General features: G+C 71.1%; 26 protein-coding genes. 9 read left to right on the forward strand and 17 right to left on the reverse strand.

All coding sequences use genetic code 11. The features are described from left to right. Positions 1-4 precede the first annotated feature (4 nt). Positions 5-2,746, reverse strand: a complete 2,742-nt coding sequence (locus ABGA98_RS37500; RefSeq protein ID WP_347623194.1) for a hypothetical protein — start codon at positions 2,744-2,746, stop codon at positions 5-7. Positions 2,747-3,084: 338 nt separating this feature from the next. Continuing rightward, on the reverse strand, positions 3,085-4,071 hold the full coding sequence (locus ABGA98_RS37505; protein WP_347623195.1) for a CPBP family intramembrane glutamic endopeptidase: 987 nt from the start codon (positions 4,069-4,071) through the stop codon (positions 3,085-3,087). Between the two features lie 98 nt (positions 4,072-4,169). On the opposite strand from ABGA98_RS37505, the gene ABGA98_RS37510 reads away from it, so the two are divergent. Both ABGA98_RS37510 and ABGA98_RS37515 read left to right on the forward strand, forming a co-directional pair. Further along, complete coding sequence (locus ABGA98_RS37510; protein ID WP_347623196.1) at positions 4,170-4,901, forward strand: hypothetical protein; 732 nt, start codon at positions 4,170-4,172, stop codon at positions 4,899-4,901. Continuing rightward, positions 4,898-5,443: a DUF6529 family protein gene (locus ABGA98_RS37515; RefSeq protein WP_347623197.1), complete on the forward strand. Its 546-nt coding sequence runs from the start codon at positions 4,898-4,900 to the stop codon at positions 5,441-5,443. Before ABGA98_RS37510 ends, ABGA98_RS37515 begins: the two co-directional genes overlap by 4 nt. Here the strand turns inward: ABGA98_RS37515 and ABGA98_RS37520 are convergent. Continuing rightward, complete coding sequence (locus ABGA98_RS37520; protein WP_347623198.1) at positions 5,433-6,365, reverse strand: CoA ester lyase; 933 nt, start codon at positions 6,363-6,365, stop codon at positions 5,433-5,435. The genes ABGA98_RS37515 and ABGA98_RS37520 overlap by 11 nt on opposite strands. 50 nt (positions 6,366-6,415) lie before the next feature. Here ABGA98_RS37520 and ABGA98_RS37525 point away from each other — a divergent pair, with 50 nt between their 5' ends. Continuing rightward, complete coding sequence (locus ABGA98_RS37525) at positions 6,416-6,784, forward strand: hypothetical protein (protein WP_347623199.1); 369 nt, start codon at positions 6,416-6,418, stop codon at positions 6,782-6,784. On the opposite strand, the gene ABGA98_RS37530 is transcribed toward ABGA98_RS37525, so the two are convergent. Beyond that, positions 6,768-7,733, reverse strand: coding sequence for a DMT family transporter (locus ABGA98_RS37530; RefSeq protein ID WP_347623200.1), 966 nt, complete (start codon positions 7,731-7,733; stop codon positions 6,768-6,770). The two genes, ABGA98_RS37525 and ABGA98_RS37530, sit on opposite strands and share 17 nt — an antisense overlap. A gap of 96 nt (positions 7,734-7,829) precedes the next feature. Here ABGA98_RS37530 and ABGA98_RS37535 point away from each other — a divergent pair, with 96 nt between their 5' ends. Next, entirely contained in the window at positions 7,830-9,038 is a 1,209-nt protein-coding gene (locus ABGA98_RS37535) for a CBS domain-containing protein (protein WP_347623201.1), read from the forward strand. Continuing rightward, the gene (locus ABGA98_RS37540; RefSeq protein ID WP_347623202.1) at positions 9,028-9,495 is read left to right on the forward strand and encodes a DUF1003 domain-containing protein; all 468 of its coding nucleotides are present in this window, start codon (positions 9,028-9,030) and stop codon (positions 9,493-9,495) included. Before ABGA98_RS37535 ends, ABGA98_RS37540 begins: the two co-directional genes overlap by 11 nt. On the opposite strand, the gene ABGA98_RS37545 is transcribed toward ABGA98_RS37540, so the two are convergent. Beyond that, positions 9,479-9,940 (reverse strand): MarR family transcriptional regulator, encoded by a 462-nt coding sequence (locus ABGA98_RS37545; RefSeq protein WP_347623203.1) that lies wholly within the window; start codon positions 9,938-9,940, stop codon positions 9,479-9,481. The genes ABGA98_RS37540 and ABGA98_RS37545 overlap by 17 nt on opposite strands. Positions 9,941-10,100: 160 nt before the next feature. Here ABGA98_RS37545 and ABGA98_RS37550 point away from each other — a divergent pair, with 160 nt between their 5' ends. After that, complete coding sequence (locus ABGA98_RS37550) at positions 10,101-11,237, forward strand: Mrp/NBP35 family ATP-binding protein (protein WP_347623204.1); 1,137 nt, start codon at positions 10,101-10,103, stop codon at positions 11,235-11,237. A 33-nt stretch (positions 11,238-11,270) separates the two neighbouring features. Here the strand turns inward: ABGA98_RS37550 and ABGA98_RS37555 are convergent, their stop codons facing one another. From ABGA98_RS37555 to sigE, 6 genes are all read right to left on the reverse strand, one after another. After that, positions 11,271-11,885 carry an NAD(P)H-binding protein gene (locus ABGA98_RS37555; RefSeq protein WP_347623205.1) on the reverse strand — a complete coding sequence of 205 codons (615 nt, stop codon included), beginning with the start codon at positions 11,883-11,885 and terminating at the stop codon, positions 11,271-11,273. Next, complete coding sequence (locus ABGA98_RS37560) at positions 11,882-12,349, reverse strand: MarR family transcriptional regulator (RefSeq protein ID WP_347623206.1); 468 nt, start codon at positions 12,347-12,349, stop codon at positions 11,882-11,884. Before ABGA98_RS37560 ends, ABGA98_RS37555 begins: the two co-directional genes overlap by 4 nt. Before the next feature lie 194 nt (positions 12,350-12,543). Next, positions 12,544-12,906 (reverse strand): sec-independent translocase, encoded by a 363-nt coding sequence (locus ABGA98_RS37565; RefSeq protein WP_347623207.1) that lies wholly within the window; start codon positions 12,904-12,906, stop codon positions 12,544-12,546. Between the two features lie 442 nt (positions 12,907-13,348). Further along, positions 13,349-15,142: a trypsin-like peptidase domain-containing protein gene (locus ABGA98_RS37570; protein WP_347623208.1), complete on the reverse strand. Its 1,794-nt coding sequence runs from the start codon at positions 15,140-15,142 to the stop codon at positions 13,349-13,351. A 167-nt stretch (positions 15,143-15,309) separates the two neighbouring features. Beyond that, positions 15,310-15,837, reverse strand: coding sequence for a zf-HC2 domain-containing protein (locus ABGA98_RS37575; RefSeq protein WP_132515090.1), 528 nt, complete (start codon positions 15,835-15,837; stop codon positions 15,310-15,312). 1 nt (position 15,838) lies between these two features. Further along, positions 15,839-16,471 carry an RNA polymerase sigma factor SigE gene (gene sigE, locus ABGA98_RS37580; RefSeq protein WP_347623209.1) on the reverse strand — a complete coding sequence of 211 codons (633 nt, stop codon included), beginning with the start codon at positions 16,469-16,471 and terminating at the stop codon, positions 15,839-15,841. A gap of 185 nt (positions 16,472-16,656) precedes the next feature. Here sigE and ABGA98_RS37585 point away from each other — a divergent pair, with 185 nt between their 5' ends. Then, positions 16,657-17,295, forward strand: a complete 639-nt coding sequence (locus tag ABGA98_RS37585; protein ID WP_347623210.1) for an O-methyltransferase — start codon at positions 16,657-16,659, stop codon at positions 17,293-17,295. Between the two features lie 6 nt (positions 17,296-17,301). Here the strand turns inward: ABGA98_RS37585 and ABGA98_RS37590 are convergent, their stop codons facing one another. Continuing rightward, positions 17,302-18,711: a leucyl aminopeptidase gene (locus tag ABGA98_RS37590; RefSeq protein WP_347623211.1), complete on the reverse strand. Its 1,410-nt coding sequence runs from the start codon at positions 18,709-18,711 to the stop codon at positions 17,302-17,304. A gap of 82 nt (positions 18,712-18,793) precedes the next feature. Beyond that, complete coding sequence (locus ABGA98_RS37595; protein ID WP_020545024.1) at positions 18,794-18,961, reverse strand: DUF3117 domain-containing protein; 168 nt, start codon at positions 18,959-18,961, stop codon at positions 18,794-18,796. Positions 18,962-19,142: 181 nt separating this feature from the next. Here ABGA98_RS37595 and ABGA98_RS37600 point away from each other — a divergent pair, with 181 nt between their 5' ends. Next, on the forward strand, positions 19,143-19,919 hold the full coding sequence (locus ABGA98_RS37600; protein ID WP_347623212.1) for a PaaX family transcriptional regulator C-terminal domain-containing protein: 777 nt from the start codon (positions 19,143-19,145) through the stop codon (positions 19,917-19,919). After that, the gene (locus tag ABGA98_RS37605) at positions 19,916-20,692 is read left to right on the forward strand and encodes an enoyl-CoA hydratase-related protein (RefSeq protein ID WP_347623213.1); all 777 of its coding nucleotides are present in this window, start codon (positions 19,916-19,918) and stop codon (positions 20,690-20,692) included. Before ABGA98_RS37600 ends, ABGA98_RS37605 begins: the two co-directional genes overlap by 4 nt. 55 nt (positions 20,693-20,747) lie before the next feature. Here the strand turns inward: ABGA98_RS37605 and ABGA98_RS37610 are convergent, their stop codons facing one another. The 4 genes from ABGA98_RS37610 to ABGA98_RS37625 are packed head-to-tail and all read right to left on the reverse strand — an operon-like array spanning position 20,748 to position 23,601. Beyond that, positions 20,748-21,308, reverse strand: coding sequence for a DNA-3-methyladenine glycosylase I (locus tag ABGA98_RS37610; RefSeq protein WP_347623214.1), 561 nt, complete (start codon positions 21,306-21,308; stop codon positions 20,748-20,750). Next, positions 21,305-22,147: a hypothetical protein gene (locus ABGA98_RS37615; protein WP_347623215.1), complete on the reverse strand. Its 843-nt coding sequence runs from the start codon at positions 22,145-22,147 to the stop codon at positions 21,305-21,307. Before ABGA98_RS37615 ends, ABGA98_RS37610 begins: the two co-directional genes overlap by 4 nt. A 60-nt stretch (positions 22,148-22,207) precedes the next feature. Continuing rightward, complete coding sequence (locus ABGA98_RS37620; RefSeq protein ID WP_347623216.1) at positions 22,208-22,792, reverse strand: TIGR00730 family Rossman fold protein; 585 nt, start codon at positions 22,790-22,792, stop codon at positions 22,208-22,210. An 11-nt stretch (positions 22,793-22,803) separates the two neighbouring features. Further along, positions 22,804-23,601 carry a TIGR00730 family Rossman fold protein gene (locus tag ABGA98_RS37625; protein ID WP_347623217.1) on the reverse strand — a complete coding sequence of 266 codons (798 nt, stop codon included), beginning with the start codon at positions 23,599-23,601 and terminating at the stop codon, positions 22,804-22,806. Positions 23,602-23,810 lie beyond the last annotated feature (209 nt).

A 23,810-nucleotide genomic window follows, 5' to 3' on the forward strand; every position in this document is an offset into this window, starting at 1 on the left:
GCTCCTACCTGCTGGCGGACAGGCTGGAGGTCCACAGGATCAGATGGTCGGCGTTGTACGTCGTCGACCGGCCGAGGGCCACCACCTCCGCCCCTGACGCGTCGGCACGCGAGACCGCCACCGCCGACAACCACTGCATGCCCTGCCCCGCCAGCCTGTCCTTCGTCAGCTCCATCCGGTTCCACGACAACCCGTCCTGCGAGGTCCAGGCCGCGCTGTCGCCCTCACCGGGCGCGCCGTGCCAGCCGACCGCCACCAGGCCCTCATCGGCCGCCGCCAGGTCGTAGACCGCCGCCGCCTGCTCCGCGGGCAGCCAGGCCGTACGCCACGTGGCGCCGTCGTCGTCGGAGGCGGCCGCGAACGCCCGCCGCGCGCCGTCCACCAGCGCCGTGCCGATCGCCACCAGCTTGCCCTGGTACGCCGTGACCCGCCGGAGCCCGGCCGAGGTGGCGCCGGGTGGGGACACCGCGTCGCGAGCGGTCCAGTTGACGCCGTCGTCGGAGTGCCACACGACGCTGTTCTCCTGTCCGGCGGCGCCCGAGCCCCCCACGGCCACGAAGCCGTCGGAGCTGGCGACCGCGTCGTGGACGCGCACGCCGGAGCCGCCGTGCGGCAACTTCTCCGACCTGGTGAACGTGCGCAGGTCAGGGGTGAACCAGAGGGCCGTGCTCGACACGCCCGCCTGGTCCTTGGACTCGCCCACCAGGACGTACCCCTGCTTGCCCGCCGTCACCACGTGCGTCGTCAGCGAGGGGTGGTCCTTGTCGCGGGCCAGGTCGCCGGAGACGTCGAGCCTCTTCCAGCTCTCGCCGTCGGCGGAGGTGACGAGGAGGGGGTCGGTGACGGCGACGTTCGTCTCGGTGGCGCCGACCGCCAGCCAGCCCCGCTCCCCGTGCGTGACGTCCTCCAGCGACTGCCTGCCCGGCCCGCCGAGGCTCATCGACTTCCAGCTCTGCCAGTTCTTGATCGTCCACAGGCCGGCGTCGCCGGACGCCGAGCCGACGGCGACGTACCTGCCGGAGAAGCTGGTCAGCGCGGTCGTCTCGCGCGCGATCCGCGACAGGCCCTCGACCTCGCCGAGCTTGACCCGCGCCGCCGCGCCGCGCGGGGGCGCGGCCATGAGCACGAGCTGGTTGTCGACGTCGGACGCCGCCTGGTCTCCGCCGGCGAACAGGGTGCCGCCGTCGGAGATCGTGAATCCGCGCAGGGTCGCGCCCCGCAGGTCCGCGAAGTCGGCCCGCTTGTCCCAGTCGCGGGCGTTCGTACTGGTCAGCACCGTGTACTTGCCGAGGCCGGCCTGCGTGATCGCCGCGACGCCGGACTTGTGGGAGATCAGCGACTCCACGCCGGGGCTCTCGCCGCTCAGGCCGCCGATGGTGCCGCACTGCTTCCACTGCGCCCCTGTCGGCGAGCAGTAGACGCGTACGTCACCCGTGACCGTGCGCTGCCGCGTCGGCACCAGGACGAACTGCTTGGGCAGCAGGCCCAGCGTCCCGGTACGCGGCACGGCCTCGGGGAGCTGGAAGCCGGTCGCCTGCCAGTGACGGCCGCCGTCAGCCGAGCGCAGCACCCGCGATCCCTCGCCGACCGCGGGTTGCCCGATGGCCACGACCGTGTCACCCCTGGCGACCACGGCTCTGATCTCGCGTACTTCCAGCCCTCTGGTCTCGACGCGCTCCCACCTGGCTCCGTCGTCCGAGCGCCAGGCCGCGGGCCCGGAACCGCCGTCCTCTCCCGTCGTACGCCCCACCGCGACGAACCCCGAGCCCGTCCGCGCGATGTCGTGAATGTGGTCACCGGCCCGGAACGCGGCCCCGCCCGGCTGCTCCACGGCCGTCCAGCTGAACCCGTCGGTGCTGGTCCACAGGCCGCGCTCGCCCGCCAGGCCGTCGCCGCCGCTGGCCAGCCACCGCCCGTCGCCGCCGACCACCCGCTGGACCGTGGGCGAGGAGACGCCGTGCACCTGCCCGAGCTGCCAGGTCCTGCCCCCGTCCGGCGAGAACAGGAACAGCGGGCGCGGCGTGGGGCTCGTCGTGTCGCTGCCGACCGCCACCACCGCCCGGCCCGCCGAGGCCATGTCGTTGAGCTTCTGGTTGACGCCGTCGCCCGCGGCGGGCACGGTGAACAACTCGTCGCCCGAACGCCCGGTGCCCGCCTCCAGGCGCAGGCCGGGGGCCTCGTCGCCGCTCCACTGCCACACGAGCACGCCGGCGGCCACCAGGACCGCCGCGGCCACGGTCAGGACGATGGGGGTCGCCCTGCTGCCGCGGCGTACGGGGCCCGCCCTGCGGACGGCGGCCGGCGCCGGACCCCTGTGGTGCCTGCCGCTCGACCCCTGCGGGCGGGGCGGTCCTGTGGCGACCAGGAGGTCGGGGCGCGTGGGGCGTCCCGCGGGCGGCCGTCCGACGCGCCGCACCTCCGGCTCGCCCTCCTCCGGGTGCTCCTCCCGGGGCTCGGGCGCCGGCTCGGTCTCGGGGGGCTCCTCGACGGGGTAGACCCGGACGTACGGGGGGATGCGGGTGCCCTGGAACGGCGCCGCCTCCTCCTCGACGGCATCCGGCTCCGGTTCCGGGGGCGGGCCGCCCGCCACGAGCTTGTCGGGACGGTTGACGATGCGGCGGGGGCGGCGGCGCGGCTCCACCTCGGGCTCCGCCTCGGAATCCACCGTCGGCGAGCTGTACGGCCGGCGTCCCTTGGGCGGTTCCTGCGGCTCGTCCTCCGGGACGGGGGCGGCGAACGGCGGCATGTCCCAGGGTGATGCCAGCGGTAACCCCCTGGCCCGGTCGTCGGTGGGCCCTGGCGGCGCATGGCTGATCCTGGGCTCTTCAGAAGATTGCGGTTCCGACGCCCCCTCAGAACGCGGGTCGTCGTCACCCGGCGGTCGCCGTGGCGGTTCGCTGGGGCCGGAGGCCACGCGCCGTACCTCCTCGTCGAACGTGTCGTACGGGTCGATCAATCGGGTCGTGTCCGGGCATGGGAACGGTCGAAACGACTACCTCGCCGTCCCCACAGGATCCAGACCAGCATGACTCGGCCGGAATAGCGAGACCTCTCTAGCGAGATTCCCGGCACCCTGCGCCTGATTTATCCAGAAACAGTGCTTATTGACCGCTTTTTGGCTAGATACAACACACCACCGGCGTAAACCGCCAGCTGCACCGCGGTCCCCAGCAGCGCCTGCCAGGGCACCGGCACGTTCGGCTGGTCGAGGGCCTCCTCCAGGCTGCCGGCCGCCGCGCTCAGCCCGAAGGCGAGCACGTTGTTCATGACGTGCAGCCCGATCGCCGCCTCCAGACCTCCCGTCCGCACCGTCAGCCATCCCATCACCGCCCCGAACACGAACACGTCGACCAGTCCGGCCGGCTGATACCCGTGCAACGACGCGAACAACGCCGCCCCGATGAGGATCGACCAGATCGGATTGCGCACGTGCGCGCCCACCGCCTGCACGAACCAGCCGCGGAAGACGTACTCCTCGGCGGCCGCCTGGAAGGGCACCAGCAGCACGATCACGATCAGCGCCGGCAGGAAGCCCTCCCAACCAGCCCAGCCGAACATCTCACTGCTCTCGCCCGACGCCGACATGACGAGCAGCTGCGTGCCCTGGCCGGCCGCCAGCGCCAGGACCGCCAGCCCCGCGCAGCGCGCCATCCAGGACCAGCGCAGCCGCCCGGCCACGGACGAAACCGTGCCGGGGCGGCGGCGCTGGATGAGCGCCGCCGTGCCGAGCACGAGCAGGATCATCGGCGCGAGCGACAGCAGCAGGACCACCAGAGCGAACTCCGGGTTGCCCGAAAGCTGCCCGCTGGGCTCGATCGTGAACGGGATGCCGGCCAGCAGCGACACCAGCATGCCCGCGAACACCACCACCAGGCCGAGCGTGAAGAAGCCCGCGGCGATGATGAGCGTCCCGACGATCGCCCGCCACGGATGGGACGCGGCGGTCCTGGCCATGTGGTCGTAGCGGGCCCCGCGCGGTGTCGGCAGGAACCAGGGCTGACGTTGGGGCGGGTACGGGTAGCCCGGCGGCGGCGCGCCGTACGGGAATTGGGACCCTGGGTTTTCCTGCATCCATACATTCTGTCCGCTTGGTGCGCATTAGTTCACAGACGGCGCGCTCTTTTGGGCGGATGCTCGGGGTCGTAGGCATTCGACCCTGGGAGCAGTCCATGTCAAGGCTGGGACCTGTCATCACCCTCGCGGCGGGCGCGGTGCTCGCCGCGGGACTCGGTGTCGCCAGCATCAACGCGGCACCCACGGCCGGCAACACGGCCGCGAACACAGCAGCGGAGGCGCCCTCCGCAGAGGAGACGACCCCCGCGCGGGAGAACACCACGGAGTCGCCTCCCGCGGCGACGAACACCGCGCAACCCTCCCCCTCGCCCTCCCGCACCGAGCCCGAGAAGATCACCAGGGCCGACTACGGCGGGCGCGTCAAGGGCAACGGCGGCCTCATCGCCATCTCGATCAGGAACGGCAAGGCCATCGGCTACTTCTGCGACGGAAGGACCGAGGCCTGGTTCAAGGGCAAGGAGTCGGCGGGCGAGCTGTCGCTGACCGGCTTCGGCAGCGCCAAGGTCACGGCCGCGCTGGGAGGGGGCAAGGCCAGGGGCACGGTCGCCCTCGGCGGCGAGAAGTGGAGCTTCGTCGCGCCCACGGTCGTCAAGCCGTCGGGCCTCTACCGCGCCACCGCGATCGTCAGGGGCGCCAAGCTCAGGGCGGGCTGGATCGTCCTGAAGAACCCGCAGGGCGGCTTCACCCAGGTCGGCGCCGCCGTCCTCGGCGAGGAGCAGCTCGACATCCCGCGGCTGGACGGCGAGCGGCCCACCACCCCCCTCACCGTGGACGACACCACGGTCTACCCCAAGGACGTCGACGGCTTCATCGAGGAGATGTCATGACCGCCATCCACCAGCGGCCCTCCCGCAGCCTGACCCCGCTGCTGTGGCCGCTGATCGCCGGAGGGCTGGTCGTGGTCGCGCTCGGCGTCTTCGGGCGGGCCCACACGCCCACCGGGTTCGCGGTCGGCGTGGCCGGGTTCTCCGCCGCGCTGCCGATGAAGGTCTGGCTCACCACGGGCGCGTTCGTCCTGGCGATCGTGCAGGTGGTCTCGGCCCTGTCGATGTGGGGCAGGCTCGGCGTCACCATCCCGCCCGGCGTGCACCGCTGGTCGGGCAGGATCGCGTTCCTGCTGACGATCCCCGTCGCCTTCCACTGCCTCTATGCCCTGGGCCTGCAGTACGACGTGCCCAGGGTGCTGGTGCACTCGCTGCTCGGCTGCTTCTTCTACGGGGTGTTCACCGCGAAGATGCTCGCCCTGCCCAGGCGCGGCGCGCCCGGCTGGACGCTGCCGGTGCTCGGCGGGGCGGCGTTCACGGTGCTCGTCGGGCTCTGGCTGACCTCGTCGTTCTGGTTCTTCACCGCCGTCGGCTTCAAGGTGTGAAGGAGGTTGTACGGGTCAGCCCGGCGGCCCGCCCCTTGGCCACCACGACGAGCGCCATCTTGCGGGAGGCCTCGTCGATCATCTCGTCGCCCAGCATGACCGCGCCGCGCCTCTCGACCGTGGTGTAGTAGTCGTACGCCTCCAAGATGAGCTCGGCGTGGTCATAGTCCTCCTGTGCCGGCGAGAACACCTCGTTGGCCGCGTCGACCTGGGAGGGATGCAGCACCCACTTGCCGTCGAACCCGAGCGCGGCCGCCCTGCGCGCCACCTTCACGAAGCCCTCGACGTCCTTGATCTGCAGGTAGGGGCCGTCGATGACCTGCAGGTCGTGCATCCTGGCCGCCATGAGCAGGCGCATGAGGATGTAGTGGTAGGCGTCGCCCTCGACGTAGCCGGGCGGCTGCTCGCCGACGACGAGCGTGCGCATGTTGATCGAGGCCATGAAGTCGGCCGGGCCGAAGACCAGCGTCTCCAGCCGCCGCGACGACCCCGCGATGGCGTCGACGTTGACCAGCCCGCGTGCGTTCTCGATCTGCGCCTCGATGCCGATGCGGCCCACCTCGTGGCCCATGGCCTTCTCGATCTGGGTGAGCAGCGTGTCGAGCCAGACGACCTCGGTGGAGTCCTGCACCTTGGGCAACATCAGGCAGTCGACGAACTCCCCCGCACCCTCGACGACCTCGATCACGTCGCGGTAGGTCCACTGCGTGGTGAGGTCGTTGACCCGGACCACCCGCGTCTTGCCCGACCAGTCGCCCTCGCGCAGCGCGGTCACGATGTTCTTGCGCGCCTCCTCCTTGGCCTGGGGCGCGACGGAGTCCTCCAGGTCGAGGAAGACCTCGTCGACGGGCAGGGTCTGGGCCTTGTCGAGGAAACGGGGGTTGCTGCCTGGCACGGCGAGCACCGAACGACGGGAGCGCATGCGCACACGGTACTCGTCCCCGGCCCCGGCTCGGCCGTACAGTCGGAGCTGTGAGCGACAACACCCCTGCGATCCAAGAGGGCGCGAAGAAGTCGGGCATCCTCTGGCTCACCCTCGACCGCCCGCGGCTGGCCTGGCACTCCTGGCACGACGGCGCGATCTACGTGGTGACGGGCGGCGAGGAGCAGCAGTTGCCCGGTCTCGACCAGCTCGACCGGGTGCACGTCACGCTGCGCAGCAAGGACAACGGCGCCAGGCTGGTGGAGTTCGACGCCGCGGTGTCGGTCGTCGACCAGGCCTCGGCCGGCGACGCCGTGGCGGCGCTGGCGAAGGAGCGGCTCAACGCCCGCGACAGCGAGGGCCTCACCGAGCGCTGGGCCCGCGAGTGCACCGTCGTGCGCCTCACCCCGGAGCGGTGACCGCGGCCGGTTCCTCGATGACCTGGGGTTCGGGCGCCTCCGGGGGCTGGGCGGATGCGGTGGCGGTCTGGGCGAGCAGCGCGCCCGAGAGCACGATCAGCCCTCCCACGATCTGGAACACGCCCAGCGTCTCACCGACCAGCGCCCAGGCCACCACCGCGCCCGCGATGACCTCGAGGGACGCGACCGTGGCTCCCACGGCGGCCGACAACCGCCGCACGGCGTACATACTCAGGATGTACGCCATCGAGGTCGCGACGACCGCCATGCAGAGGTAGGCCCCGATCACCGGCAGCGTGACGGCGCCCTCCGGGGTGGCGGAGACCGTGAAGGCCTCCCAGGGGATGTTCCAGGGCCGCGAGATCGGGATGAGCAGGACGGCCGCGCCCAGCAGACCCCAGGCGATCAGGCCCAGCGGGTCGATGTCGTCGCCGAAGCCATCGCACATCAGGAAATATCCGGCGCAGCACGCCCCGGCCAGCAGGCCGAGCAGCAGGCCCAGCGCGTCGATCCGCAGCCCCTGCCAGGCCTCGACCACGATCGCGAGGCCCACGACCGCCACGACCGCGCCGACGTACGCGGCCCGGGCGAGCCTGATCCTGCGCACGACCCGCACCCAGGCCACCACCATCACCGGGGCCATGAACTCCAGCAGCAGCGCGACCCCCACCGGCAGCCTGGTGATGGCCACGAAGTACAGGGACTGCACGCCCGCCACGCCCATGAGCGCGTAAAGGCCGAAGAACGGCAGTTTCGACCGGGTGATCCGCAGCGCGCGCGGCCTGACCACGGCGAGCACGGCCACGAGCAGCAGCCCCGCCCCCGCCATCCGCGTCCAGACGGCCTCCATCGGCGCCAGCCCGGCCGCGATGAGATATTTGGCCATCGGCCCGGCGAACGCGAAACACCACGAGCCCACGAACGCGAGCGCCAGCCCCGCATACCTCATCGCACACCATCCGAAGCGTAATGACCGTTAAGCGGGTTTGATACTGACACGTCCGGCGTACGGGGCGCAACGGGATAGCCCTGTTAGCCTGGCCACGTGCAGATCTTCGTGGGCCGGCTGCAGGGCACCCCGGTCTTCGACCCCGCCGGCGACCAGATCGGCAGGGTGCGCGACGTCGTGGCGGGCCTGCGCCTCACCCGCCGGCCCAACGTGCACGGCCTGGTGGTCGAGGTGCAACCGCGCCGCCGGGTCTTCCTGCCCATCACCCGCGTACGCCGCATCGAGGCCGGCGCCGTGGTCTTCACCGGCCGGCTCAACATGCGCAGGTTCGAGCAGCGGGCCACGGAGACGCTGGCCATCGGCGAGATGCTCGACCTCACCGTGACCTGCGACGACCAGCCGATGACCGTCTACGACGTGGCCATGGAGGAGGTCAAGCCGTCCACGTGGGAGATCACCAAGGTCGCGCTCCACCGGGGCCGCCGGCGCGACCTGCGGATCGTCGACTGGACCGAGGTGACCGGGTTCGACACGCTGCAGAAGGACCAGGGGGCCGCCGGTCTGATCGCCGCGTTCGAGTCGCTGCGGGCCGCCGACATGGCCAGCGCGCTGCACGGGCTGCCGACCAAGCGCCGCGTCGAGATCGCCCGCGCGCTCAACGACGACCGGCTGGCCGACGTGCTGGAGGAGCTCCCGCCCGCCGACCAGATCGGCATCCTCGGCACGCTGGAGCCCGAGCGGGCCGCCATCGTGCTGGAGGAGATGGCGCCCGACGACGCCGCCGACCTGCTGCACGACCTGCCCCAGGAGCAGGCGGCCAGGCTGCTGGCGCTGATGGAGCCGGAAGAGGCCGCCCCGGTGCGGCGGCTGCTGACCTACCCCGCCGACAGCGCGGGCGGCGTGATGACCAGCGAGCCGGTGATCCTGCCGCCCACCTCCACGGTGGCCGAGGCCCTCGCCCACATCCGCCAGCAGGACCTGACGCCGGCCGTCGCGGCGCAGGTCTACGTCACCAGGCCGCCCACGGAGACGCCGACGGGCACCTATCTGGGCGTCTCGCACTTCCAGCGGCTGCTGCGCGAGCCGCCGTCCACGATTCTCGGCGGCGTGCTCGACCCCTCGATCGACCCCATCAAGCCGGAGTTCACCCTGCGCGAGGTCACCTTCTACCTGGCCAACTACAACCTCGTGGCCGCCCCCGTCGTGGACGAGCTCGGCCGGCTCGTCGGCGCGGTGACCGTCGACGACGTGCTCGACCACCTGCTTCCCGAGGACTGGCGCGAAGGGGCCGACCATGACGTCTGAACGCCTCGACCAGCCCCGTGACCTGCGGCGGTCGTTGCGGCCGCACTACGACCCCGAGGCCTTCGGGCGGCTGTCGGAGCGGATCGCCCGTTTCCTGGGCACCGCCCGGTTCATCGTCTACATGACCGTCTTCGTGGCGGCCTGGGTGACCTGGAACGTGGCCGTGCCCGATCACCTGAAGTTCGACCCGTACCCGTTCATCTTCCTCACGCTGATGTTGTCGCTGCAGGCCAGCTACGCCGCGCCGCTGATCCTGCTGGCCCAGAACCGCCAGGACGACCGCGACCGCATCCAGTACGAGCAGGACCGCGAGACGGCCGAGCGCAACCAGGCGGAGATCGAATATCTGACCCGCGAGATCGCCGGGCTCCGCCTGGCCCTGAACGAGGTGGCCACCCGCGACTATCTGCGCTCCGAGCTCGGACGCCTGCTGGAGGAGCTCAGGGAGCGCCGGTGATGTCGAGCTTGGCGAGCATCGACCGCACCTCGCCGATCTCGTCAGGGCCCAGCATGTCGAGGAACTGGGTCCTGATGCCGCGCAGGTAGGTCGGCGTCGCCTCGGCCAGCCTGACCTCCCCGCGCTCGGTCAGCACCGCGAACAACCCGCGCGCGTCGTCGGCGCAGGCCTCCCTCGCCACCAGGCCGTCGCGCTGCAGGCGGTCGATGAGCCTGGTCAGCCCGCTGCGGGAGAGCAGCACGCGCTCGGCGAGATCGTTCATGCGCAACCGCCGCTCCGGCGCCTCGGCCAGCTGCATGAGCACGTCGTACGACGCCAGCGGCAGGTCGTGGGCGACCAGCAGCTCCGCCTCCAGGTGACGGGTGATGCGCACCTGGGCCCGCTGCAACATCCGCCAGACCGCCAGCTCGTCGGCAGTGAGGCCTTCGTGGCGCAGAAGAGACACGGAGTAACCTTAGGACGTTGTTGCACGAACATCTAACAGCTCGGATTAACCCAGCGAGGCCTTCGGTTCATACGATGGAGGGGCATCCTCACTGGCGTCCAGCGCCTGTCACACATATACCGACAAAGGAGGGACGGCACTCCCTCGTGCCGAGACTTCGATGGCACTAACCCAGGAAAACGTGACGGCCGCTCTCGCCACCGTCATCGACCCCGAGATCCGCCGCCCGATCACGGACCTCGGCATGGTCAAGAGCATCGAGATCGCTTCCGGCGGCGCGGTGCGCGTCGGCGTCTACCTCACCGTGGCCGGCTGTCCGATGAAGGACACCATCCGCCGCGACGTGAAGAACGCCGTCAGCAAGCTCGACGGCGTGACAGACGTGCAACTCGAGCTCGACGTGATGAGCACCGAGCAGCGCAAGGCCCTGCAGACCAAGCTGAGAGGCGACCGGGGCCCGGAGAAGGAGATCCCCTTCAACCAGCCAGGCTCGCTGACCCGCGTCTTCGCGGTGGCCAGCGGCAAGGGCGGGGTCGGCAAGTCGTCCGTCACCGTCAACCTGGCCGCCTCCATGGCCGCCAGCGGCCTCAAGGTCGGCATCGTCGACGCCGACATCTACGGCCACAGCGTGCCCCGCATGCTGGGCGCCGCCGAGAAGCCCACCAAGGTCGAAGACATGATCATGCCGCCGGTGGCCCACGACATCAAGGTCATCTCGGTCGGCATGTTCAAGCCGGAGGGCAACACCGCGGTGGTGTGGCGCGGGCCGATGCTCGACCGGGCCCTGCACCAGTTCCTCGCCGACGTCTACTGGGGCGACCTCGACGTGCTCCTGCTCGACCTGCCCCCGGGCACCGGCGACATCGCCATCTCGGTGGCGCAGCGGCTGCCCTCGGCGGAGATCCTGGTCGTGACGACGCCCCAGATGGCCGCCGCCGAGGTGGCCGAGCGCGCCGGCTCCATCGCCGCGCAGACACACCAGCAGATCGCCGGCGTCATCGAGAACATGGCCTGGCTGCCGTGCCCCCACTGCGACGAGCGCATCGCGGTGTTCGGCGAGGGCGGTGGCCAGACAGTCGCCGACGCGCTGACCCGCATCCTCGGCGCCAGGGTGCCGCTGCTCGGCCAGGTGCCGATCGACCTGCGGCTGCGCGAGGGCGGCGACGAGGGCAAGCCCCTGGTCCTGACAGACCCCGACTCGCCGGCCGCCGCGGAGCTGCGCTCGATCGCCGGCGCCCTGAGCAAGCGCTCCTCAAGCCTCAAGGGCCTCCAGCTCGGCCTCGCACCCCGCGGCTGACCCCCGGCCCCGCCGCCCGGCCCGCGCGTGGGCTCAGGAGCCGCTGACGTTGAGCGCGGATCGGGCGGTCTCGGGGACCTCGGCGAGGTCGAGGAGGGTGGCGGCGGTGTCGGCGCGGCTGTGCGGGCGAGGCTTCGCCAGCAGGCCGGTGCTGGTGGTGATGGCGCCGGTCGCAGGCCTGTCGACGAGCCGGTTCAGGCGGGCGATGGTCCAGTCGAGGTCGGCTGCGGAGACGATCCGCTCCATCCGCGACACGTCAGCGTACGGCGTGGCCAGGACGCGGCGGAGGATCCAGATCGGCACGCGGGGCCGCACGCCCACGATCGGATAGGCGCTGACGACGACCAGCCGGCGGACACCGGCGTCGGCCATGGCGGTGGTGAGGACGCGGGCCGACTCGGCCGCCAGGTGGGGGTCGCGGCGGCCTCCTCCGGGCAGCAGGGAGATCACCGCGTCGGCGCCGGTCAGGGCGGCACGCACTGTGTCCAGGTCGCGGCCGTCGTTGTGCACGATCTCCGCCGGGGCCGCGACACCGGCCAGCGCGTCAGGCCGGCGGGTGAACGCGACGACGTGGTGACCGCGCCGCCGCGCCTCTGTCAGCAGGCACAGCCCGGTGCGGCTGGACGCGCCCAGAACCACGATCCTCATGACGGCTTCTCCTGGTCGAGGTGGTGAAGCAGGGTCAGCAGCCGGCCATGCAGGTGGGCGGTATCGTCACTGGATCTCCCGCCGAACGGAGCGAGGATGCGTTCGTCGAGGGCCACGACCTTCTGGCGGGCGGCCGCGACGAGCTCGGCTCCGGAGCCGGTGAGGGTGAGCCGGACGGCCCTGGTGTCGTCGGGGTCGTCCCGGCGCTCGATGAGCCCGGCCTGTTCCAGCGTGCGGGCGAGCTTGGAGACGTACATCGGTTCCAGGCCGGCGAACTCGGCGAGCTGACGCTGGGAAGGGGGCGCCCCGCTGCGGGACAGCTCACACAGGGCCGCCAGCAGGCCGTACTGCGCGTTGGTCAGCCCCAACGGGGCCAGCGCTCGATCGAGCGCGGTCCTGCAGCGCAACGCCACCTGCCAGATCAGCCAGCCGGTCGACGGCACCTTCTCCCGCTTGAGATCCATGGCAGATAGTAAACTCGAATACTATAACCTTGGCAACTATCAGCAAGGGTCGCCGGCTTCACCACTGAAGGCGCGCCACTCGCCGCTCAAGCAGGGACGCGAACGTCATCGTCAGGCGGGGCGCTTGGGGACAGCCGGACGTTACCCGGCTCAATCGGGTGGCCTGTCACAAGGGCGGGCGTCAATCGACTCGGTCAGGTGGCCTCGGAGTCGTACGGGGGAAGTTCGCCGTAGCCCAGCTCGTCCACCGGGTCGGGCGTGGCGGGGGCCGTGGTGACCGATTCCAGCTCGCGCGGCTTGTTGTTCCAGTCGTCCTCGATGTCGTCGAGGAGATGCTTGCGGACGAACGTGCGCGGGTTGAGGTCGGCGGGGTCGAAGTTCGAGAACTCCGGGCCCAGCCCGGCACGCAGGTCGTCGCGCGCGTTGGTGGCCATGCGCCGCAGGTTTCGCAGCGTCCGTCCCGCCTGCGAGGCGGCCTGAGGCAGTTTGTCGGGGCCGAAGACGAGCAGCGCGATAACGATCAGCGCCGCGAATTCCCCCCACCCGAGTCCGAACACCGTGAGCTCCTACCGCAGTCCAACCTCTCCGAGGACAACCCCGGCCTATCCACAGACTAAGGGCTCTCCGGCGTAGGTCGGTCGCCGCCCCCATGGTCATTTCTGCTGCGAATCCCGTGCCCAGCCGCCCGATCCGCTTCCACGCCCAGCCGCCCGGTCCCCCACCTGCCCACGGACCGTCACCCGTGGCCTGGAACGCCCGCACACCGCACGAACAGCCGAGCCGCCGCCCACGAATCCCCGCACGCGGACCCGGGTGCCTTGTCACCACGCGGACGGCCGAGCCCGGTTCGTTACGGCGGCGCGGCGGGGAAGCCGGTGAGCGTCACCCTGGAAGGCCGGTCACGCACGACGGCGGGTGGGGCTCCGTCGGCTGTGCCGTAAAGGGAGGAGCGATCGGCTGCTGCGGAGGAGCAGCCGATCTACCGACGACGGAACGCCCTCAGGACGGGGTCGGGGCGGGCTGGTCGTCGGCCTCCACGGTCAGCGTGGCGCTCTGCTCCTGGCCGGCGCGCTGGAACTTGATGTTGATCGTGGAGCCGGGCGCCTTGCTGCGGATGAGCGCGATCAGCTCGTTGCCGTCCTGCAGCGCGAGCCCGTCGATCTCCAGGATGACGTCACCCGCCTTGAGCCCGGCCTTGCCGGCGGGCCCGTCGGCGTCGACCGGCTGCTGGCCGCCGACCGGCTCGGAGGCGATGCGTACGCCCTGGCCCTTGTAGTCGCGGTCGAGGAGGATGCCGATCTTGGGACGCTTGGCCTTGCCGGTGGCGATCAGCTCTTCTGCCACCCGCCGCGTCTGGTTGACGGGGATCGCGAAGCCCAAGCCGATGCTGCCGCTCTGGCTGTTCAGCGAGCGGCTGAGGGTGGCGATCGCCGAATTGACCCCGACGACCTCGCCGCGGCCGTTGACGAGCGGTCCGCCGGAGTTGCCGGGGTTGATGGCGGCGTCGGTCTGGATCGCGCTGATGTAGGCGGGCTCCTCGGAACTGGCGCCGGTGTCGTCGCCCGCGATGACCGGGCGGTTGAGCGAGCTGACGATGCCGGTCGTCACCGTGCCGGTAAGGCCCAGCGGGGAGCCGACGGCGATCACGGGGTCGCCGACCACGACCTGGTCGGAGTTGCCGAGGGTGATCTCGGGCGTGCCGAACGTGTCCTCGGGCTTGATCACGGCCAGGTCGGAGCCGGGGTCGCGGCCGACGATGCGGGCCGAGGTGGTCTTGCGGTTGTTGAACATGATCCTGATCTCTCCGCCCTTGGCGGCCGGGGAGACCACGTGGTTGTTGGTCACCACGTAACCGTTCTTGATCACGAAGCCGGATCCCGAGGCGCCTTCGGTGGCCGTGCCGTTGCCGGCCTCGATGGAGACCACGCTCGGCAGCACCCGGGCCGCCACGCCCGCCACCGAGTCGGGGGCCCGGTCGGTGGCGCCGGTCGGCACCGGGCCCAGGCTGTAGCCGGGGTCGTTGTCGCTGGCCGGCTTGGTGAGCAGGTAGGTGCCGACGCTGCCGAGCAGGGAGGCCATCAGGGCGATGACGACGGCGGTCGAGATGAGAAAGCCGGTGCTCGGGATGCGGCGCGGCCTGCTCCCGTGGCTGTGCGCGCCCGAGGGCGGCGGCGCCCAGCCCGCGCCCATGCCGAGTGCCTGGCGCGGAGGCGGCGGGGGCGCGCCTCCGTAGGATGGCGGGCCGCCGAAGAGCGGGGCTTCGTACACCCGCGTGCCGCTGTCAGGGCGGCCGAACGCGAGGTTCTCCTGCGTGCCGCCATCGGGACGGTCGTAGCCGCCCTCACCGCCGTCAGGACGGCCGAAGGCGGGATTTTCCTGCGTGCCGCTCTCGGCGAGCCCGGAGAACGGACCGTCATGGAAGCGTGAGTCCCGATCGGACGGCGGGCCGCCGTAGGGGCGCACGCCCGGCTCGGACGGCGGATCGTCATGGGAGCGGGTGCCCGGGTCGGGCGGGCCGAACGAGGGTGCACCGGGCCGCGGCCCGGAAGTGTCCGGCGCGGCCCCGCCGCCGGTGGGAGAGCCGCCGGACGGGCGGCTGTCGTACGGTGGCGCGCCGGAACGTTCGGAACGGCCCGACGGGTCGCCCCAGGAGGTGCCGAACGAGGCGGGCGGCTCGGGCCGCTTGCCTTCGTGCTCGGACGCGTCATCCGCGGGCAGAAAGTCCGGCCGCCCCTGTGGCTCGGGGTAGTCCGACGTCGTGCGTCCTTCGTTGGGGCGCGTCTCGTCGGTCATCTAAGTCTCACCACTCCTTGGCTCGGCCACCGCAATCCTCGCTCTCGCGGCATACGAGGGTCATAAAGCATTTGTCAGGAATCGCCTGTGACAAATCCCGAACCCAGATCGTATGCCCCGCGCGTCGTTGACTACGCCACCCCAAGTATCCCAGGCATGGTGCGATCTCAAGGTGTGGCGGTGGGGGGAGCACTCGTCGGCGAGTTGCGATCGGGCCGCTGGAAGAGCTCGACCGGGGGCGCGGGGTTGCTCTGGCCCACGCCGGTGGCTGCGAAGAACGTGCCGAGCGCGACGGCCGCGGAGACCACCCCGACCGCCACGTAGGTCGTGCGCCGCCTACCACCGCGCCCAGGGCCCGTGGCCCCACCAGCGGCGTCCCGGCGCGGGCGGTTGTCGAGAGGCGCGATGCTGTGCGGCCCAGGGATGGGCACCCCGCCGAAGGTGCGGGTGGGGAAAGGGCGCTCCCTCGGGGGCAGCGGCCCTCCCGGCTCCGCCATCCGGAGCAGGGACATCGTCAGGTCGGCCGGCATCGCGGGATCGTCGAGCGAGCGCAGGCGCGACTTCAGCGCCCGCATCGACTCGACCTCTCGCCGGCAGTCAGCACAGAAGGTCAGATGGGCAAGCGCGCGCTCGCGTTCGGTGTGGTTGAGCTCCCCGTCGACAAGCGCGGATACGCGTTCTCCAAGATGAGCCATATCAGTTTTCCTCCCCACGGGTCACGGTCGGGGGGAGTTGAGAATTACGGGGGGCTCGATGGTCGAGTGCCTCCCGCAACTGCGCCCGGCCACGGTGAATCCGGCTTCGGACCGTGCCCAGCTTGACGCCGAGCGTGGCCGCGATCTCTTCGTAGGACAGGCCCTCGATGTCGCAGAGCACGATCGCGGCCCGGAACTCCGGGGCGAGCGCGTCGAGGGCGGCCTGGATGTCGGGCTCCAGATGAGCGTCGTCGAGCGCCTGGGCAGGAGACGGCTCACGACCGCGCAGCCGCTCGGCGGCGTCGTCGGCCAGCCCCTCGAACCTGATGCGCTGCTTGCGCCGCGCCATGTCGAGGAACAGGTTGGTCGTGATCCGGTGCAGCCATCCCTCGAAGGTGCCGGGGGTGTAGCTCGACAACGATCTGAAGACCCGGACGAAGACCTCCTGGGTCAGGTCTTCCGCGTCGTGGACATTGCCGGTCAGCCGGTACGCCAGCCGATATACCCGTGCGGAGTGGGTCCGCACCACTTCCTCCCACGTGGGAGGAGTCCAGTCAGACGACACCGGAGCATCTGTCTGGTGGTCGCTTTCGTCCACCAGAACTCCTCTCTCTGGGACCACCGCTACCGCCATAGTGCCTGGTTTCGTCCCTTCGTGCGCACTGCCTGCCTTCCGGACCGGCAAAGCCCGTTTAAACCTGCAACGCCTCAGGTCCCTCCTGAGTTCCCGTCCCGGCGTGTCTCCCATAGGCTGCGATCGACACCAATCACGTGTATGACCTTTTGCGACAATCGCACGAAAGTGGGGGGAGGCGGCCGATGACCACTCCGGTGGAGGCCACTCTGGCCTATGCGGAGCAGTTCCATCATGAGGATGAGATCGTGCACGCTGCGCGGCAGCGCGGGCTGGAGATGGGGGCCACGCCCATCCTTCCCGGTGGCGGGGCGGCTTTGTGCTTCCTGGCCACCGCGGTCAACGCCAAGTCCGTCGTCGAGATCGGCACGGGCTGCGGCGTCTCCGGTCTGTGGCTGCTGCGCGGCATGCGCACGGACGGCACGCTGACGAGTGTCGACGTCGAGCCCGAGCACCAGCGGCTGGCCCGGCAGGCGTTCGCCGAGGCGGGCTTCTCCGGCGGGCGGGTGCGGCTCATCTCGGGCCGGGCGCTCGACGTGCTGCCACGGCTGTCGGACGGCGGCTACGACATGGTGTTCGCCGACGGCGCCAAGCACGAATACGCCGACTACCTCTCCGAGGCGGTCCGGCTGCTGCGCGTGGGCGGCATCGTGGCCTTCGACAACATGTTGTGGCACAACCGGGTGGCCGACCCGGCGCAGCGTGACCCCGAGACGGTGACGCTGCGCGAGGTGGGCAAGCTGGTGCAGTCGGACGACCGGCTCCGCTCGGTGCTGATGCCGCTGGGCGACGGCCTGCTCGCCGCCATCAAGATCGCCGGCTGACGCCCGTCAGGTGCGCGTGAGCCACTCCAGGAGCACGCGCACGCCGAACCCCGTGGCACCCTTGCTCAGCGTGCCCTCGTCGACCGTGCTGCGACCGACGCCGGCGATGTCGAGGTGCGCCCACGGCCGCTGCCCCGCGAACTCCCGCAGGAACAACGCCGCCGTGATCGACCCGGCACCGAACCTCGACCCCGACTCGACGTTGCTGAGATCGGCGATCGGCGACTTCAGCGCGGGCACGTAGTCCTCGATCAGCGGCATCCGCCAGAGCCGGTCGTCCGCGCTCTGACCGGCGTCGACGAGCTGCTTGGCCAGCGCGTCGTCGGTGGAGTAGACGGCGCCCACGTTGCGCCCGAGCGCGACCGTGATCGCCCCGGTGAGCGTGGCGACGTCGACCACCGCGTCGGGGTCGAGGACGGCGTCGGCGTAGGCGAGCGCGTCGGCCAGCACCAGGCGCCCCTCGGCATCGGTGTTGAGCACCTCGACGGTGCGGCCGCCGTAGTGCTTGATGACGTCGCTGGGCCGCTGCGCCGTACCGGACGGCATGTTCTCGGCGGCCGCGACCAGCCCGGTGACCCGCACCGGCGCGCCCAGCCTGGCCAGCGCGCCGAGCACGGCGATCACGGTCGCTCCGCCCGCCATGTCGGTCTTCTGGGTCTTCATGTTGTCCGTCGGCTTCAGCGACAACCCGCCGGAGTCGAACGTGATGCCCTTGCCCACCAGCACCACGTGCCGGTCGGCCGGCCGCTCGGGCGTGTAGGAGAGCTGGATGAGCCGGGGCGGGCTGGCCGAGCCGCGGCCCACGGCGAGGATGCCGCCGAAGCCCTCGGCCTGGAGGCGCTCTTCGTCCCACACCTTGACCGGCAGGCCGCTCTCGGCGGCCCGCTCGGCGAGCCAGGCGGGGTTCTTCACCGAGGACGGCGTGTTGGCCAGGTCGCGGGCGAGCGCCACCGCCTGGGCGACCACCTGCGCGCGGCGCACCTGAGCCTCGTCCGCCCCCGCGAACGCGAGCGTCCGCACGGCCGGCTTGCCCACCTTGCCGATCTTGTACGAGTACGCCGCCAGCAGCGCCGCCTCAGCGAAGGCCGCCTCGTCGCCGCCGGGCGTCACCACGGTCAGCGTGTCCTTGCCCTTGACCCTGCGCGTCAGCGCCGCACCGGCCCGGCGCAGCGCGCGCGGGGAGCCGTCGCCGACGCCGTAGAGCAGCACGCGGCCCACGCCGCCGCCCCGTGCCACCGGGACCTCGACAACCTCTCCAGCCTCCCCCTTGGCCTCGTAGTGTGCCAGCAGGTCGGTCACGGGCAGGTGCAGCTCGACCGCGTGCGCTGGGGTGAGGTCAGAGGTGTAGGGGACGGCCAGCAGCTCGGGATCGTCGGAAACCTCGGCGACCACCGACGCAGTGGTCTCAATGGGCACGGAATCTCTCCTCGAACGTCAGCGACCCTGGCGCCGGATTATCGCCAGGGTCGTAGAACCAAAAGGTGTCTCTCGGGAGCGCTCAGCCGACGACGTTCTTCAACGCCTCGCCGAGCGCCTTGGCCTCGTCGGCGGAAATCTCCACGACGAGCCGGCCGCCACCTTCCAGGGGGACCCGCATGACAATGCCGCGCCCTTCCTTGGTGACCTCGAGCGGACCATCGCCGGTCCGCGGCTTCATCGCCGCCATGCGTGTTTCCCTTCCTGCCTTGGGCTCCCGCGGCCCGCGATTTCCGACCGCCCATCGGGGGTGGTCGGCGCATTCACGTCTTCTGTGATGTCCTATTCTCCCGCATCGAGAGCGCTCATGGGTAACGATCTCCTCCCAGAATGCGTTGTCGAGGTCGGCGATCGCGTCCAAACTGGACTTCGTGCACGCTCGCGCCGCTCTGTTCGACCTCTATGGAGACCACCTGCGCTCGCGCGGTGGGCAGGCCACCGTGGCCGCTCTCGTCCGGCTTATGAAACCCCTGGAGATCGCCGCTCCCGCCGTGCGTACGGCGGTTTCGCGCATGGTCCGGCAGGGCTGGCTGCAACCGGTCAGGCTCCCTCAGGGCCCCGGCTACGGGCTGACGCCGAAGTGCGTCAGGCGCCTGGATGAGGCGGCACTGAGAATTTACCGAGCCGGAACGCTGATCTGGCACGGCAGGTGGCATCTGATCGTCTTCGGACCGGTCAAGGACCGCCCTCGCAGGGAGCGGCTCCGCGCCGATCTGACGTTCCTGGGCTACGCCGCGCTGTCGGAGACGGCCTGGATCGGCCCACGCTCGTCGATCGAGCTGGACAACCTGCTCGAGAGCGAGGGCGTGCGGGCCGACAGGTTCGACTCGGCCCTGGAGGGCGACCCCCGCGAGCTCGTCGCCAGGGCGTGGGATCTGGCCGCCATCGGCGAGGCATACGAGCATTGGCTGGCCGAGGCTGACACGCTGATCAGCGGGCTCCCTGAGGGGGCACCGGCCGACCAGGTGTTCGCCACCAGGAGCAGGCTCGTGCACGGCTGGCGCAACTTCCTGTTCCGCGACCCGGGGCTGCCGCCCGAACTGCTGCCCGCCGGCTGGCCGGGCGAGAAGGCCAGGCTCTACTTCGAGCAGGAAGCCACCCGGCTGCTGCCCGCAGCCGCCGCGTTCGTCGACAGGGAGTTGCTTTGATCCGCTATGACGTGGCCGACGCCGTCGCCACCATCACCCTCGACCGTCCCGACGCGATGAACTCGCTGACCGCCGAGACCAAGCAGGCCCTCCTCGACGCCCTGCGCCGGGCGGCGGCCGACCCCGCGGTCAGGGCCGTCCTGCTCACCGGCTCGGGGCGGGCCTTCTGCGCGGGCCAGGACCTGCACGAGCACGCCGGCAACCTGGAGGCGGGCCGCGGCCTGGCCGACACCGTACGCGAGCACTACAACCCGATCGTGGAGCTCATCACCACCATGGGCAAGCCGGTGGTGGCCGCCGTCAACGGCGTCGCGGCGGGCGCGGGCGCGTCCCTGGCCTTCGCCTGCGACCTGCGGGTGGCGTCCGACAGGGCCAAGTTCGCGCTGGCGTTCGCGGGCATCGGGCTGGCGCCCGACTCGGGCGCGTCGTGGACGCTGCAGCGGCTGGTCGGCCGGGGCAGGGCCGCCGAGCTGATGTTGCTCGGCGAGCCCGTCGACGCGGCCCGCGCGCTGGAGCTGGGGCTGGTCACGCGCGTGGTCCCCCCGGACGACGTGTTGAAGACCGCGCGGGAGCTCGCCGGGTCGCTGGCTCAGGGCCCGACCGTGGCGTACGCCGCCACCAAGCGGGCGCTGGCCTACGCCGCGACGCACGCGCTGCCCGACTCGCTGGCGCTGGAGGCCGACCTGCAGGACGCGTGCGCCGCCACCCGCGACCACCAGAACGCCACCAGGGCCTTCCTCGCCAAGGAACGCCCCACATTCGAGGGCACCTGACGGGCACGCCCGTCCTTGCTGTCGGGCGCCGCCTGACGGGTCTCCCCGGACCGTGTCAGGACGGTCGGCGTGAGCGTGCCAGGCAGCCCTCGATGTGGTCGTTGACCAGGCCGATGGCCTGCATCAGCGCGTACGCCGTGGTCGGGCCGACAAAGGTGAAGCCGTGCCTCTTCAGCTCTTTGGCCAGCGCCTTGGAGCCAGGGGTCGTGGCGGGCACGTCGGCCATCGCCCTCGGCACGGCCGCGTCGGGCTCGGCGAAGCGCCACACCAGGTCCGACAACCCCTCGGGCAGCTCGAGCGCGGCCCTGGCGTTGTTGATCGCGGCCTCGATCTTGGCCCGGTTGCGGACGATGCCGGCGTCGCCCAGCAGCCGTTGGGTGTCCTGCTCGGTGTACGCGGCGACCTTGACGATCGAGAAGCCGTCGAAGGCGGCGCGGAAGTTCTCCCTTTTGCGCAGGATCGTCAGCCACGACAGGCCCGACTGGAACGCCTCCAGCGCCACACGCTCGAAGACCGCGTCGTCACCCTTGACGGGGCGGCCCCACTCCTCATCGTGGTAGGCGAGGTAGACCGGGTCGGCCATGCCAGGCCAGGTGCAGCGGATCGGCTCCGTCACGACCGATCGTCTCCCGGCGTGGAGCGCGCGGGCGTCTCCGCCTCTCCCCGCGCCTCCCCGGCCACCGGCTCGCTGCCCATCTCCGTGCCGATCGTGTCCGTGCCGGCCGTCTCCGTACCGGCCGTGTCCGTACCGGCCGTGTCCGCCTCGATCGGGTCGGCGGGCGGCTCTCCCCGCTCGCCGTCGCGGGTCACGTCTTGCGGACCTTCGCCGTCCGGGGGCACGCCCTCCGGCTGGTCCGCGGCCTCGCCACCGTCCGCGGGCCCGTCGCCGGAGCTGGGACCGGCGCCGGTGCCGTCATCGCCTTCCCTGGACTCGGCACCGGCCTGCGAGGCTCCGTTGGAGGCCTGCTCGACGGCGGCATCCCGAGGTGGGACGCGCCACTGCGCGTACTGCCCCTCCGCGTCGTCGTCCCAGGGCCCCCCACCGGGCACCGGGTCGCCCGACTCGGGCAGCTCCCTGTAGGTGGCAGGGGCCTGCGGCGCGTGGTCCGTGCGCGGACCGGCTCCCGGCGCGGCGTGGCTCTCCTGCCGCGCGTACAGCCGGCTCGACAACAGCTCGGAGACGCGCTGCTCCAGCACCGCGATCCGGGTGTCACGGGCGCTGATCGCGCTGGCGGCCCTGCGCAGGGTCTCGTCGACGCTCTGCGTGTGGTAGCCGACCAGGTTGACCGGCAACTGCAGCGCCATGAAGTCGACCGCCGTGAGCTGCGCGGGCTCGGGAAGTTCGAGAGGCGGCACGTCCGGCGGGAAGTCGGTCAGCTCACCGCCCCTGCCAAGGGAGACCAAGACCACGCATGCCAAGATGGCGATCGCGGCGATGGCGAGTACGACCAGCACATTGGCATCGTACTCATACGGCGGGGCTCGTTCAGCATCACCGCAAGCAGCGCAATCCGGTCAGCCGGTCGCCTCGCCGAGTTCGGCGACGCTGGGCCGCACGGGCTGCGAACGGGCTTCGAGGTGGGCGAACGCCTCGTCCACGGTGGACGTCCAGGAGATCGCGTCGAAGACGTCGGCCCGGGTGAAGCCCTGGTCGTACATGGTGCTGACGAGGGTCTTGAGCGGTTCGTACAGGCCCCAGGGGTCGAGGATCACCAAGGGGCGGTCGTGGATGCCGAGCACCCGCGCGGTCCAGATCTCGAAGAGCTCCTCCAGCGTGCCGATGCCGCCCGGCAGCACGAGGAAGGCGTCGGAGCGGGCGTCCATGACGCCCTTGCGCTCGCGCATGCCGTCGGTGACGACCAGCTCGTCGGATTCCTCGTCGGCCACCTCGATGTCCACCAGGACCTGCGGGATCACACCGACCGTGCGCCCGCCGGCGGCCCGGGTGGCCGAGGTGACCGCGCCCATGCAGGAGACGGTGGCACCGCCGCTCACCAGCGTGTGGCCGCGCTTGGCGAGCTCGGTGCCGACCTGCCGGGCCAGCTCGATGTATTTCGGGTCGATACGCAGGCTGGAGGCGCAGAAGACGCAGATGTTCACGAAGGGCCAGCCTATTGGGGCTCTGCGGGCTGGGCGGCGGCGGACGCCAGTTCTTCCTCCTGCTGCTTCGACCGTGCCCGGTCGGCGTCGGCGATGATGCGCACGGCCTCGTCGACGTCGTCGGTGACGGTGATCAGATCGAGGTCCTGGGGCGCGATCTTCCCGGTGCCGAGCAGGGCGGCCTTGATCCACTCGAGCAGCCCGCCCCAGAACTCGGCGCCCACCAGCACCACGGGGAAGGAGGTGACCTTGCGCGTCTGCACCAGCGTGAGCGCCTCGAACAGCTCGTCGAGCGTGCCGAAGCCGCCGGGCAGTGCGATGAAGCCGCAGGAGTATTTGACGAACATCGTCTTGCGCACGAAGAAGTAGCGGAACTCGATGCCGAGGTCGACGTAGTCGTTCATGCTCTGCTCGAACGGCAGCTCGATGCCGAGCCCGACCGACACCGCGCCGTCCACGTCGCGCGCGCCCCGGTTGGCGGCCTCCATGACGCCGGGCCCGCCGCCCGTGATGACGGCGTAGCCCGCCTCCGCCAGCGCCTGGCCCAGCCGGCGGCCCTGCGTGTAGTCGGGGGACTCCTCACCGGTGCGCGCCGAGCCGAAGACGGTGACCGCCCGCGGCAGCTCGGCGAGCTGGCCGAAACCCTCCACGAACTCGGCCTGGATGCGCAGCACCCGCCACGGGTCCATGTGCACCCAGTCGGAGGGCCCCTGCCGGGCGAGCAGGCGCTGGTCGTGCGTGGAGGTGGGGACGAGGCGGCCGCGGACGACGGCCTGCCCCTGACGGCGTTCCCGACGTGACTGTTCCATGCGGGTCACGCTAGTCGCCTTCGGGCGCGGCCGGTTCCACCTCCGCTCGGCGGCCGGAGCCGTACCGTGCCGGCGGATAAAGGTGCCTATCAGGGCAAAACCGCAGGTAAGTGCCTTGACAACGGCCAATAAAAATTCTTGGAAGAAGCAGGGAACCGAATTTCGACTCCCCCGCGTCTAACTGCCGAGGGTGCTGCTCGGGACTGAAA

The organism is Nonomuraea sp. B1E8, from assembly GCF_039871515.1.
In the GTDB taxonomy this organism is placed as follows: domain Bacteria; phylum Actinomycetota; class Actinomycetes; order Streptosporangiales; family Streptosporangiaceae; genus Nonomuraea.